Below are 13,011 nucleotides of genomic sequence, written 5' to 3'. Positions count from 1 at the left end.
ACACCCGCCCACGTCACACCCGGCACCCAGGAGGAAGCATGACCCAGCGCGTGAAACTCCCCGGACTTCTCGGCGAACTGGCGGCGGAGTTCGCCGGCACGATGATCCTCATCCTGTTCGGGGTGGGGGTGGTGGCCCAGGTGGTGGCCGGCGGCATCGGCGACCACGACAGCATCGCCTGGGCGTGGGGCTTCGGCGTCGTACTCGGCGTCTATGTCGCCGCCCGGATCAGCGGCGCCCACCTCAACCCCGCGGTGACCGTGGCACTCGCGGTCTTCAAAGGCTTTTCCTGGCGCAAGGTGCTGCCCTACACGCTCGCCCAGACCGCCGGCGCCTTCGTCGCCGCGCTGATCGTCCGCTGGAACTACAGCGAGGTGCTGGCCAAGGTGGACCCCGGCCACACCATCAAGACCCAGGGCGTCTTCTCCACCCTGCCGGGCAACGGCGAGTTGCCGGTGGGGCAGTGGGGCGGGCTGCGCGACCAGATCATCGGCACCGCCATCCTGCTCTTCGTCATTCTCGCCCTCACCGATATGCGCAACTCGCCACCGGCGGCCAACCTCGCCCCGGTCGTCATCGGTCTGCTCGTCGTCGCGATCGGCATGGCGTGGGGCACCAACGCCGGCTACGCGATCAACCCGGCCCGTGACTTCGGTCCCCGCCTGGCGTCCTTCCTGACCGGCTACGACACGGCGTTCCGGGACCAGTACGGTGGCCTCTACTTCTGGGTGCCGATCGTCGGTCCGCTGCTCGGCGGCGTGCTCGGCGCCGGCCTCTACCAGGCGTTGATCGGCCGCTTCCTCCCCGCCGACGAGCCGCCCGAGCCGGGCCGCGTGCCCACCCCCGCCGAGACCGAGCCGGTCAAGGTCTGACACCGACCACATTCGAGACAGGAGACGCGGATGGCTGACTTCGTCGGCGCGGTAGACCAGGGCACCACGAGCACCCGTTTCATGATCTTCGACCATGGCGGCAACGAGGTCGGCCGCCACCAGCTCGAACACCAGCAGATCCTGCCCCGTGCGGGGTGGGTCGAGCACAACCCGCTGGAGATCTGGGAACGCACCTCGGCGGTGATCCGGACCGCGATGAACGCGCACGGGCTGAACGCCGCCGACCTCGCCGCGTTGGGCATCACCAACCAGCGGGAAACCACGGTGGTGTGGAACCGCCGCACCGGACGCCCCTACTACAACGCCATCGTCTGGCAGGACACCCGCACCGACCAGATCGCCGCGCTGCTGGACCGGGACGGGCGCGGTGACGTCATCCGGCAGAAGGCCGGCCTCCCGCCGGCCACCTATTTCTCCGGCGGCAAGGTGCAGTGGATCCTGGAGAACGTCGACGGCGTACGCGAGGCCGCCGAAAAGGGCGAGGCGATCTTCGGTAACACCGACAGCTGGCTGATGTGGAACCTCACCGGCGGCACCGACGGCGGCGTGCACGTCACCGACGTCACTAACGCCAGCCGCACCATGCTGATGAACCTGGAAACCCTCGACTGGGACGACGAGCTGCTGTCGTTCTTCAACATCCCGCGGGCGATGCTGCCGCAGATCCGGCCCTCGTCCGATCCCGACCGGTACGGCACCACGCTGCCCACCGGCCCGCTCGCCGGCGAGGTGCCGCTCACCGCGATCCTCGGTGACCAGCAGGCGGCCACGGTGGGTCAGGTCTGCTTCGCGCCGGGCGAGGCGAAAAACACCTACGGCACGGGCAATTTCATGCTGCTCAACACCGGCACCGAGATCGTGCGGTCGCGCGCCGGGCTGCTCACCACCGTCTGCTATCAGTTCGGCTCCGAGGCCCCGGTCTACGCCCTCGAAGGCTCCATCGCGGTCACCGGGTCGGCGGTGCAGTGGCTCCGTGACCAGTTGGGCATCATCCGGGAGGCGGCGCAGAGCGAGGCGCTGGCCGCGCAGGTGGAGGACAGCGGCGGGGTCTACTTCGTGCCGGCGTTCTCCGGGCTGTTCGCGCCGTACTGGCGCTCCGACGCCCGCGGCGCGATCGTCGGGCTGTCCCGCTACAACACCAACGCCCACCTGGCGCGGGCGACGCTGGAAGCGATCTGTTACCAGACGCGGGACGTCACCGAGGCGATGGCGAAGGACTCCGGGGTCACCCTCGACGTGCTCAAGGTGGACGGCGGGGTGACCGCCAACAACCTCTGCATGCAGATCCAGGCCGACGTCCTCGGTGTGCCGGTGAGCCGGCCGGTCTGCGCCGAGACGACGGCGCTGGGCGCGGCGTACGGGGCCGGGCTCGCGGTGGGGTTCTGGAAGTCCACCGACGAGCTGCGGGCCAACTGGAACGAGCGGGAGCGCTGGCAGCCGACCTGGTCGGAGGAGCAGCGCGAGGAAGGCTACGCCAAGTGGAAGAAGGCGGTGCAGCGGACGCTGGACTGGGTCGACGTCGACGGCTGACCTGAGCGCACCACCGGTGGCGGTTCCCGACGCGGGAGCCGCCACCGGCGTTTCGGGTCAGAGCCCGGCGGCGTGCGCGGCGGAGGTCCCGCCCACGACCGGCAGGACGATGCGGCTGGTCTTGAGCGCCAGCGCGATCGTGGCCCGGGTCTGGTCGGCCTGGCTGGAGTACTGCGGGTAGCTGGCCACGATGATCACGCCGATCCGGTGACCGGGCTGGAAGACGTAGTCCTCGGGGAGCAGCGGGAAGTCGAAGTTGTACGACTGACCGGGCGCCAGCGGCGCGGGGGTGCGCAGCGACTGCCGGTTCTGCGCGTCCATGACGCCCTTGGTGACCAGTTCGTAGTCGGCGGTGGCGACCCGCTTCTGGGTCTGCTTGTAGCAGCCGTTGTCGGTCGGGCTGCTCTCGCCCCAGCAGTCCTCGGTGGCGAGCGTGATGATGCCCTCGCCCGACGCCCGGTGCGCGACCCGCTCGGCGGCGCCGTAGTCGACCAGGATCGCGCCGAGGTTGGTGTCGGTCTGGTCGGCCGAGGCGCGCAGCTTCACCACCGGTGTGCCGGAGATGTGCAGTGGCGCGGTCAGCGGCGCGGACAGGTAGGCCAGCCGGTTCGGCTGGACGGTGTCCGGGTTGAGGATCATCGTGTTCTGGCTCTGCGTGGGGCTGTCCTGCAACGACTGGGTCGTCGGCTTCGCCACCGGCACCAGGCCGAGCCCGCCCGCGCCGTTCGCGTTCGGCTGGAGGAAGACCTCCGTGTCGGCCTTGCCGGGCACCGGCCAGTCCGCGTACGTCTGCCACACGTCGGCGGCGCGTTCGACGTCGACCCGCGGCTCGTCCATGATCCCGTTCTGGATGCCCTGCAACCAGAAGTCGAACCACCGGTGCAGGGTCGGCACCCAGGCGGTGCGGCGGAAGTCGAACGGGTCGACGTGCCCCTCCTGCGCCAGCCACATCTTGCGCGGCACGTTCTGCTCGGCGAGCGCGTACCAGAACTTGCTCATGTGGTCCGGCCGCACGTTGTCGTCGTTGATCCCGTGCACGAGGAAAACGCTCGCCGTCATGTTGGGGACCTTCTTGACGTAGCTGCGCTCGTTCCAGAAGGCGGTGTAGTCGCCGTGCTCGTCGCCGTCGTTGGCCGCCAGGTCGTCGCGGACCGGCTTGCAGTAGGCGCGCCGGTCCGGGTTGGTGACCACGTTGGCCAGGTACGAGGTGTAGTCGTTGCCGCGGGTCACCACGCCGTTGCTGCGCACGTAGTCGTAGTACTCGGTCGGGCCGCCGATCGGCACCACCGTGGTCAGGCCCGGTACGCCGGTCACCGCCGTGGCCATGGCGAGCGAGCCGTCGTACGACTTACCGATCATGCCGGTCTTGCCGTTGTGCCAGTCGGCCTTCACCGCCCGGCCGGCGGCGTTGCGCGCCACCGCCCGGCCGTTGAGCCAGTTGATCGCCTGCTTGGCGCTGAGGTTGTCCTCGTTGGCGTTGGTGGTCGGGCAGCCGGTGGAGTTGCTGGTGCCGACCATGTCGAGCAGGATCACCGCGTAGCCGCGTGGCACGAAGTAGTTGTCGTAGAAGAGCGGCCACCTGTCGAGCAGGCCGTCGCCGTCGAGGTCGGCCTTGCACTCCGCCTCGTTGCCCCGGCACACCGTCGAGTAGTAGGGGCTGGCGTCCATCACGACGGGCACCTTGAGTCCGTCGGCGGTGGCGCGGGGCCGCATCACGTCGAACGCGATGACGTCGCGCAGCCCGTCGTTGTCGCTGTCGAAGGTGGAGTCGATGAATAGCCGCTCCCGGATGGCGTCGGCGTAGCCGAAGACGGGTTGGGTGACCCCGTCCCGGATGACGACCGACGGTGCGTCCTGCGCGGCGAGCGCCGACGGCGCCGCGCCCAGTACGGCGACCGCCGCCACCGGGAGCAGGGCGAGCCCGACGCTCCATAGTCTGCCGATGCGACCCATGCACACTCCTCGAAATCTGGGGGTGTGCACAGGCTATGAAGCGTGGCCGCCCGCGACTAGGTGCACGTGTCGGAATGTGCCCGGCCGCGGTTCGACGTCTAACCCGGCGGCGTACCCCCGATTCCGCTCACCTCGTCCGCCCGCTCACCGATGGTCACAAGGAGGAGGGCGGTATCCCGCTCTCGTGCCGCCTTACAAGGGACCCGCCGTGAAGATGTCCAAGCTCACCATCAGCCGTCGGCTCGGCCTCGGGTTCCTCGTGGTCGTGCTCAACATGCTCGTGCTGACCGCCGTCGGCGTGTCCCGGGTCGACGAGATCGGCAGCCGGCTGACCGTCATCAACGACCTCAACAGTGTGAAGCAGCGCTACGCGATCAACTTCCGCGGCAGCGTGCACGACCGCGCGATCAGCCTGCGTGACGTCGTGCTGGCGCCGGCGCCGAAGGACGCCGAGCGCGACATCGAGGACATCAAGCGACTGGCCGACACGTACGCCGAGTCGGCGAGCAAGATGGCCGCGATCTTCGCCGACGCGGCCAAGGTGAGCCAGGACGAGCGCGCCGCGCTCGCCGAGATCCAGCGGATCGAGCAGGCCGCGCTGCCCCTGATCGACCAGGTGGTCACCCTGCGGATGGCGGGCGACATGAACCAGGCATCGACGGTGCTGGGGCAGGTGAAGCCGCTGTTCGTCGAGTGGCTTGCCGCGATCAACAGGTTCATCGACCTGGAGGAGGCGATGAACCGTACGGAGACGGCGCAGGCCCGGGGGATCGCCGACGGCTTCCTCGTCATCATGCTCGTGATGTGCGCGCTGGCGACCGTGTTCGCCGTCCTGGTGGCCTGGCGGCTCACCCGCGGCATCACCCGCCCGCTGGCCGACGCGGGTGCGGTGCTGGCGGCTGTCGCCGACGGTGACCTGACCCGGCGGCTGACTGTGACGTCGGACGATGAGATGGGTCGCATGGCGCGCTCGATGAACACCGCGCTGGCGGCGGTCGGCGAGGTGATGACGGCGTTCGGTCGAAGCACCGCGGGGCTCACCTCGATCAGCGACCGGATCGGTGGCCTCTCCGGCCGGATCGCCGATGGAGCGCGGGAGTCCTCGGCACAGGCGGAGGTCGTCGCGGGTGCGGCGGAGGAGGTGTCGCGCAACGTGCAGTCCGTCGCGGCGGGCTCGCAGCAGATGGGCGGCTCGATGCGGGACATCGCGCAGAACGCCCACCAGGCGGCGACGGTCGCGGGCCGTGCGGTGAGCGCCGCGGAGGCGACCACCGCGACCGTGACGCGGCTCGGCGAGTCCAGCCGCATGATCGGTGACGTCGTGAAGGTCATCACCTCGATCGCCGCGCAGACCAACCTGCTGGCGCTGAACGCCACGATCGAGGCGGCGCGGGCGGGCGACGCGGGCAAGGGGTTCGCGGTCGTCGCCAACGAGGTCAAGGAGCTCTCGCAGGAGACGGCACGGGCGACGGAGGACATCTCCCGTCGCGTCGAGGCGATCCAGGCGGACACCAACAGCGCGGTGGCGGCCATCGCCGACGTCTCCCGGGTCATCGGCCAGATCAACGACTATCAGCTGACCACCGCCGCGGCCGTGGAGGAGCAGACCGCCACGACGAACGAGATGAACCGCAGCGTCGCCGAAGCAGCCGCCGGGTCGGGGCAGATCGCCGCGAGCATCGGCGGGGTGGCCTCCGCCGCCAGGGCGACAACGGAGTCGGTCGGCGAATCGCAGCGGGCGGCGAACGAGTTGTCCGAGGTGTCGGGACAGCTGCAGTCCCTGGTGGCCAGGTTCCGTTTCTGAGGCTGGCCCTGGCGGTATCGGGCGGATCGCCGCCGCCGGTGCGCGATGTGGTCAGCGGACCCCGGAGAGCACCTGCGCGGCGGTGCCGTCGCCGGCGAGCAGCACCGGGGTGTCGGCGACGGTGACGGTGCCGGCGGCCTTCAGCGGGGCGCCGACAGCGGCGCTGCGCAACCCCGGCCCGGACGCCACGGTCACCGTCGCGCCGGAGGCCGACCACACGACGACCGTGGTCGCGCCGGAGCGCTCGAACGCCACGCCGGTGAGCCGACCCGTGGCGATCGGCGTGACGGTGGCCTCCCGCGCCGCCCCGACCAGGCTCGCCAGCATCCGGCCGGCCTCCCGCTCGGTGCCGTCCGGGTCGAGCAGGCCGTAGCGCACCTCGGCCCCCGCCCGGTTGCCGGGGCTGTAGGCGAGCGGCAGCCACATCACCTGGCGTACGCCGCCGGCGATCAACTGTGCGACCACCTTGACCATCTCGCCGGCCCGGCTGGCCGCGTCCCCGTCGCCGTCGCGCCAGAACTGGCCGACCTCCCACGCCTCCACGGGCACCCCGGCCGGGGTCTGCGCCTTGAGGTAGCCGACCAGCGCGGGCACGGCGCTGAAGTGCTCGTAGAAGTGCAGTTGCCGGAGTTGGACCACGCCGTCGTCGAGCAGCCGCTCGGTGGCGGCGAGGAAGGCGAGGTTCCGCGCGTTCGTCTCGTTGGCGAGCGCCTTCTCCAGCTGGCTGGCGTCGCCGACCGCCGGGATCTTCTGCCCGCGCGTGCCGATGCGGCGCGCGAAGTACGCCCGGTACGCGGCGATCGCCTCGGCGGTGCGTCCCGCCTGGAGCAGGTGGTCGACCATCCCGAACCCGTACGCCACGCTGCTGATGCCGGAGTCGACGACGCGTGCCTGCGGGTCCGCGGCGTGGATCGCCTCGGCGGCCGACCGCACGAGCCGCGTGTAGTCCTCGGGGCTGCCGGCCCAGTACTGCTCCGCGTTGACCTCGTTCTCGATGGCGTACTGCCGCACCCCGTAGGGGGAGTAGCGCGCCACCAGAGCCCGGACGAACGCCTGGTAGGTGGCGAGGTCGCGGGGCATCGCCGACTCGGTCTTGTTGGCCTCGCCGCGGGTGTACTGGGCGGTACCGCCGGTGGCCCAGCAGACCCCGATGCGGATCTTCAGGTTGAGCGTGATGCCCAGTTCTTTGCTGCGCTTCGCCACCTGGTCGACGCCCGCCCAGTCCGGGCGGCCCCGGGTCTTCTCGACGTCACACCAGCTCAGCTCGTGGTAGGTCGCGGAGCCGGCGAGTTTGCGCAGGTAGGGGGTGAACTGGTCGTAGCGCGACCAGTCCCAGTGCGCGCCGAACGGGTTGGCGGTGCCGCCCGCGGCGGAGAGCGGCGGCGCGGCGCTGCCCGGGGCGCTCGTCGCGGGGGAGGGACGGGTGGGGGTCGGCGCCGGTCGGCCACCGCCGGTGCAGGCGGTCGAGGTGAAAACGGCTGCGGCGGTGACGGCGGCGAGCAGCACGGCCCGCAGCCTGGTCGGTCGCCTCATCGGTACCCCAACTCGCGCAGCATGCCGCCGGAGAAGATCCGCACCAGCAGCCGGAGGAACGGATCGAGTTCGCGGCGGTACGTGCCGACCCGCGAGCCGTAGATCGGGGCGTCGGTGCCCGCCGCCGCGCGCCGCTTCTCCGCTTCCGTGGTGTATTTCCGGGCCACGTCGTGCTGCTTGTCGTCGTATTCCAGGATGCCCGCCTCCCAGGGTTCGCCGAGGAATTCGAAGAGACCGCGCATCGCCTTCTCCGGATCGGTCACGGTCTCCTCGTAGCGGAGCTCGTAGTAGCGGTCGGCCGGGAGCGTGCGCCCCACCGCGCGGGCGGTGCGGATGTAGCGGGGCCACTTCACCACGCACTTCACCGCCGACCAGTAGCCGAACCGTTTGCGGTGCGACACCACCACGTCGCGGCCGTCGCGGATGACGTGCACGATCTGCGCGTCGGGGAAGACGCGGGTCACGAAGTCCAGCGACATGGCGTAGAGCGGCGTCTTGTCGGCCCACCGGGTCTTGCCGCGGCCGCGCGCGTACTCCTCGTGGATGCCGCCGAAGAAGTCGGCGATGCGGCGCAGCCATTCCTCCTGCGGCAAGCCGAAGCGGGCCAGCCGTTCCCAGTCCCGGCCGACGATGCGCTCCAGGTCGGTGAGGAAGCGGGTCTCCGGGCCGCAGCTGATCCGCGAATGCGAGTCGAGCACCAGCCGGAGCATCGTGGTGCCGGAGCGCTGGCAGCCGACCAGAAAGATCGGCGCCGGCCGCTCGCCGTCGACGTGCTGGCGTTCAAGCTGGGCTTCAGTCACGGACCATCTTCTCCACGCGGGGCGCCGGGCGGGTGGCGGCCGCGTCCAGGCGCGCGGTCAGCTCGTCGCACAGGGTACGGACCCGCGGGTCGATCGCCAGGGGGCGGCGCTGCGGCGCCCGCCGGGTGATGTGCGCGCAGAGCCGCGGCTGGTAGGGGAAGTCGAGGAACGCGCAGAGCCGCCGGGTCTGCCCCTCCGGGTCGGCGACGAGCGCGTCGTACGAACAGAGCAGCACGTCGTCGCGTTCGTGCAGCGCGAGGCGGAAGAAGAGCGCGTTGCGGACCCACCAGAAGAGCGCGGCGGCGGTGTACGGGTCCATCCGGACGGGGTCGAGTTCGCGGATCAGCTCCGTGGTCGCGGCGTCGAGGCGCTGCCCCTGCCACCGGCCGCCGATCGTGCCGTCGGCGATGGCGCGCAGCGCGGACAGGTTGGCGTCGCCGAACTTGGCGACCTCGGAGCGGGCGCGGTCGTCGACGTCCCGCCAGCTCCACAGTGCCCGGCCGGGGGCGAGCCCCGGTAGGGCGAGCAGCTGATCCACCCGGTGGGTCTCGCAGAGGGGTTTGACCAGCACGTACGCGTGCCGGCTGCGGTGGACCGTCTCGACCAGGCGGTCGTCGGGGCGGAGCTGGAAGCGGTGGAAGAGCTGGGCGTCGTTCTCGTTGCGGACCTCGAACTGGGGCGCGGTGTCCAGCCCGCGGACCAGCATGTTGGTGCCGCTGCGCTGCAGGCCGACCAGGTAGACCGGGAGCGCGGTGCCGGGCGGCACGCCGTGCCGGCGTCGCCAGCGGCGCTTGGCCAGCGCGGTGCCGATCCGTTCGACCGGGTCGAGCCGGTCCTCCTCGACCAGCCGGCGGATGCCCTCGGTGCGGGCCCATCGCACGTGCCGCGCGACGCGGCGGGCCGTGTAGGCGAGGGCGGAGGGCTCGTCGTCGTGGGCCACTGCTCCTCCTCGCTCGCGGCTGGCGACGACGGGTCGGCCGAGCCGCGCGAGGTCTTCAGCGGAGCCAGGCTATACACAGGGGATGGTGGAAGGCCAGGCCGCGGCCCGGACGGCCACCGGGAGATCACCCTTTCAGGCACATGGAGATCGCGAGCTGGACTGATCGATCAGGGCTGAATAGGTTCCACACCGATGCGTGTCCTCCATGTCAACAAGTTCCTCTACCGTCGCGGCGGGGCGGAGGGATACCTGCTGGACCTCGCGGAGCTGCAACGGGCGGCGGGCGACGAGGTCGGGTACTTCGGGATGACCCATCCTCACAATGAGTCGCCGCTTCCGTACGCTGAGCACTTTCCGTCCCATGTGGAGTTCGAACCGGCGCCGCGCGGGCTGCGGCCGCGCGCCGCGGCCGCCGGCCGGATGATCTGGTCGCCGGCGGGGCGCCGGGGCCTGGCCCGGGTGCTCGCCGATTTCCGCCCCGACGTGGTGCACCTGCACAACATCTACCACCAGCTCTCCCCGTCGGTGCTGGCCGCGGCGCGTGCCGCGAAGGTGCCGTGCGTGCTGACGCTGCACGACTACAAGCTCGCCTGCCCGAGCTATCAACTCCTGGACAAGGGCGAGCTCTGTGACGCCTGCGTGACCGGCGGTCCGCTGATGGCGGCGCGGCGTCGCTGCAAGGACGGCGCGCTGGGCCCGAGCGCGCTGCTCGCGGTGGAGTCGTGGCTGCACCGGTCGCTGCGGGCGTACGACCCGGTCGCGGTCTTCGTCAGCCCGAGTCGGTTCCTGGCCGGGGTGATGGGCCGGGCCGGCGTCTTCCCCGACCGGATGCACGTGCTGAACCACTTCGTCGACGTGGCGGCGCTGCCGATGAAGGAGACGCCCGGTGGCGGGGTGGTCTACGCCGGCCGCCTCTCCCACGAGAAGGGCGTTGACCTGCTGATCGAGGCGGTCGCCGCCCTCCCCGCCGGCGCGCCGGTCGACATCGCCGGGGACGGCCCGGCCCGGCCGGCGTTGGAGGAGCGGGCGCGGCGGCTGGCGCCGGGGCGGATCCGGTTCCACGGCCGGCTCGACAAGACCCGGCTGCACGAGTTGATCCGCTCCGCGGCGGTGGTCGCGGTGCCGTCGCGATGGCACGAGAACCAGCCGATGGCGGTGCTGGAGGCGTTCGGGTGCGGGGTGCCGGTGGTCGGCACCGACCTGGGCGGGCTCCCCGAGCTGATCACCGCCGGGGTGGACGGCGAGATCGTCGTGGCCGACGATCCGGCGGCGCTCGCGGTGGCGCTCGGCCGGCTGGTGGCCGACCCGGGCCGGGCGTACGCGATGGGGCGCGCGGGCCGGGCCAGGGTGGAGCGGGACTTCAGCCCGGCGGCGCACCTGACGGGGCTGCGCGAGCTGTACGCGCTCGCCGGGGCGCCGCGGTGAGCGCCGTGCGGGTGCTCTACCTCGCGGGCAGCGGCCGGAGCGGCAGCACGCTGATCACCACGGTCCTCGGGCAACTCGACGGTTTCTTCGCGGCGGGGGAGCTGCGCTACCTGTGGCAACGGGGGGTGGCGGAGAACCGTCCCTGCGGCTGCGGTGTCCGGTTCGCCGACTGCCCCTTCTGGGCCTCGGTGATGGCGGAGATCCCCGCGGCCGCTCCGGCGCGGATCGCCGCCGGGCTGCGTACCCGGCTGCGGATGCGCGCCCTCCCCGCACTGCTGCGCCGGCACGATCGGGGGGCGCCGGCGCTCGCCGCGCACCCCGACGACGCGGTCATCGCCGCGCTGTACGCCGCGCTGGCGGGGGAGACCGGCGCCGTCATCGTCGACTCGTCGAAGCTGCCCCCGTACGGCGCGCTGCTCGGCACCCTCCCCGGCGTGGAGCTCTACGTCCTGCACGTGGTCCGCGACCCGCGCGCCACCGCCTTCTCCTGGCGGCGCCGCCGTGGGTTGGACGGCGCGGCGGACGACCGGCTGATGAGCCGCCCCCCGGTCTGGAAGGCCGCGTTGCTCTGGCTGGTGTGGAACGGCGCAACGCTGCGGCTGTGGGCGGGCCGACCGGAGCGGTACCTGCGGGTGCGGTACGAGGACTTCGTCGCCGCGCCGGCCGCGGTCACCCGGCGGATCGCGCGCTTCGCGGGGCCGGACCCGGCCGAGCTCCCGTTTCCGGCGCCCGGCGTGGTCCGGCTGGCTGCCACGCATTCGGTCGCCGGCAACCCGTCCCGGCATCGGGTCGGCACGGTGCCGATCACCGATGACGCGGAGTGGCGGGCCAGGCTCTCGGGGCGCGCGTACACCGTGGTGACGGCGGTGGCCGCCCCGCTGGTGCGGCGTTTCGGTTATCCGGTACGCCGGCCGCGGCGCCCCGCCGCGGCGTCCGGTCGGCGACCCAACCCCCAGGAGGGCTGAACCCATGTTGTCAGTGGTGGTCGGCACCGGCCGGTGCGGCTCGACGCTGGTGCAGGAGCTGCTCTCCCGGCATCCCGCGGTCGGTTTCGTCTCCGGCCTGGACGACAAGCTGCCCCGGCTCAACCTGACAGGGCGCTTCAACGGCGCGCTCTATCGCCGTTCTGCTCCCCGCCCGGCGGGGATGACCTCGCTGCGGCACAGCCGGCGGCTGATCGAGCGGGGGCGGCTGCGGGTGGCGCCCTCGGAGGCGTACCGCCTCCTCGACCGGCACGTCATGGGCGGCTTCTCCCGGCCGTGCCGCGATCTGCTCGCCGACGATCTCAGCCCGCACATCGCGCGGCGGCTGCGCGGCTTCTTCGACGGGCGGATCGAGCGGCAGGGCTGCCGGATGCTGCTGCAGCACGTGACCGGCTGGCCGCGCACCGGGTTCCTGCGCGCCGCCTATCCCGACCTGCGGGTCGTCAACGTGGTGCGGGACGGGCGGGCGGTCGCCAACTCGTGGCTGCAGATGGGCTGGTGGGACGGGTGGCGCGGGCCGGACAGCTGGTTCCTCGGGTCGCTCCCGGTCGAGTTGCGCCGCGAGTGGGAGGAGGCGGGGCACTCGTTCCCGGTGCTCGCCGCGCTGGGCTGGAAGATGCTGATGGCGGCCTTCGTCGAGGCGCGGGCGGCGCACCCGGCCGGGCAGTGGCTCGACGTCCGGTACGAGGACCTGATCGCCGCGCCCCGGGAGGAGCTCGGCCGGATGCTCGACTTCCTCGGCCTGGACTGGTCGCCGGCGTTCGAGAAGGGGTTCGGCCGGTACGCGTTCCATCCCGGCCGGGGTGAGGCCTACCGCGAGGAGCTCACGGCGGGGCAGGTCGCCGCCGTCGAGCGGGTGCTCAGCAAGCCGCTCGGCGAGTGGGGCTATCCGGTGACCGACGCGCGGCGTTAGCGCCCGTCGCCCGCAACTTTTGTCCGATCCAGCGAAAGCTAGAAGTAAGCGCGCGAAAGATATAGACGTATCTAGCTGTCCCTATTAGTGTGTCGTTCACAACTCCTGGGTTGTTACGACGGCGGCCGATGGCGCGGCCACCGTCGCATGTGGATGACGGGCCGGAGTCGACACCGGGCCGGCAACCACCGGCGTCCTGACGGTCGTGGCACCCCGTCGGGCCGCTGTCCCCGTGAC

Annotated in this window: 10 protein-coding genes; 6 read left to right on the top strand and 4 right to left on the bottom strand. The window is 71.7% G+C overall.

Annotated features, from left to right (window positions below):
- Positions 1 to 38 precede the first annotated feature (38 nt).
- Positions 39 to 872: an MIP/aquaporin family protein gene (locus AB0J06_RS13225; RefSeq protein ID WP_357427959.1), complete on the top strand. Its 834-nt coding sequence runs from the start codon at positions 39 to 41 to the stop codon at positions 870 to 872.
- Positions 873 to 902: 30 nt separating this feature from the next.
- Positions 903 to 2,423, top strand: a complete 1,521-nt coding sequence (gene glpK, locus AB0J06_RS13220) for a glycerol kinase GlpK (RefSeq protein ID WP_357427957.1) — start codon at positions 903 to 905, stop codon at positions 2,421 to 2,423.
- Positions 2,424 to 2,480: 57 nt separating this feature from the next.
- Here the strand turns inward: glpK and AB0J06_RS13215 are convergent, their stop codons facing one another.
- Positions 2,481 to 4,376 (bottom strand): CocE/NonD family hydrolase, encoded by a 1,896-nt coding sequence (locus AB0J06_RS13215; RefSeq protein WP_357427955.1) that lies wholly within the window; start codon positions 4,374 to 4,376, stop codon positions 2,481 to 2,483.
- Between the two features lie 214 nt (positions 4,377 to 4,590).
- On the opposite strand from AB0J06_RS13215, the gene AB0J06_RS13210 reads away from it, so the two are divergent.
- The gene (locus AB0J06_RS13210; RefSeq protein ID WP_357428006.1) at positions 4,591 to 6,180 is read left to right on the top strand and encodes a methyl-accepting chemotaxis protein; all 1,590 of its coding nucleotides are present in this window, start codon (positions 4,591 to 4,593) and stop codon (positions 6,178 to 6,180) included.
- Between the two features lie 51 nt (positions 6,181 to 6,231).
- On the opposite strand, the gene AB0J06_RS13205 is transcribed toward AB0J06_RS13210, so the two are convergent.
- The 3 genes from AB0J06_RS13205 to AB0J06_RS13195 are packed head-to-tail and all read right to left on the bottom strand — an operon-like array spanning position 6,232 to position 9,453.
- Positions 6,232 to 7,713: a hypothetical protein gene (locus AB0J06_RS13205; protein ID WP_357427953.1), complete on the bottom strand. Its 1,482-nt coding sequence runs from the start codon at positions 7,711 to 7,713 to the stop codon at positions 6,232 to 6,234.
- On the bottom strand, positions 7,710 to 8,513 hold the full coding sequence (locus tag AB0J06_RS13200) for a sulfotransferase (RefSeq protein WP_357427951.1): 804 nt from the start codon (positions 8,511 to 8,513) through the stop codon (positions 7,710 to 7,712). Before AB0J06_RS13200 ends, AB0J06_RS13205 begins: the two co-directional genes overlap by 4 nt.
- The gene (locus AB0J06_RS13195; RefSeq protein WP_357427949.1) at positions 8,506 to 9,453 is read right to left on the bottom strand and encodes a hypothetical protein; all 948 of its coding nucleotides are present in this window, start codon (positions 9,451 to 9,453) and stop codon (positions 8,506 to 8,508) included. The genes AB0J06_RS13200 and AB0J06_RS13195 overlap by 8 nt, the downstream gene beginning before the upstream one ends.
- A 192-nt stretch (positions 9,454 to 9,645) precedes the next feature.
- Here AB0J06_RS13195 and AB0J06_RS13190 point away from each other — a divergent pair, with 192 nt between their 5' ends.
- From AB0J06_RS13190 to AB0J06_RS13180, 3 genes are read left to right on the top strand one after another with little or no spacing between them, the layout of a single operon-like run.
- A complete protein-coding gene (locus tag AB0J06_RS13190; protein ID WP_357427947.1) occupies positions 9,646 to 10,878 on the top strand; it encodes a glycosyltransferase in 1,233 nt (410 codons plus the stop codon).
- A complete protein-coding gene (locus tag AB0J06_RS13185) occupies positions 10,875 to 11,843 on the top strand; it encodes a sulfotransferase (RefSeq protein WP_357427945.1) in 969 nt (322 codons plus the stop codon). Before AB0J06_RS13190 ends, AB0J06_RS13185 begins: the two co-directional genes overlap by 4 nt.
- A 4-nt stretch (positions 11,844 to 11,847) precedes the next feature.
- Entirely contained in the window at positions 11,848 to 12,774 is a 927-nt protein-coding gene (locus AB0J06_RS13180) for a sulfotransferase (RefSeq protein WP_357427943.1), read from the top strand.
- Positions 12,775 to 13,011 lie beyond the last annotated feature (237 nt).

This window comes from Micromonospora sp. NPDC049679 (assembly GCF_040659735.1).
Taxonomy (GTDB): domain Bacteria; phylum Actinomycetota; class Actinomycetes; order Mycobacteriales; family Micromonosporaceae; genus Micromonospora_I.
The sequence above is the reverse complement of the archived record's forward strand: the minus strand, read 5'-3'. Positions and strand labels throughout refer to the sequence as shown.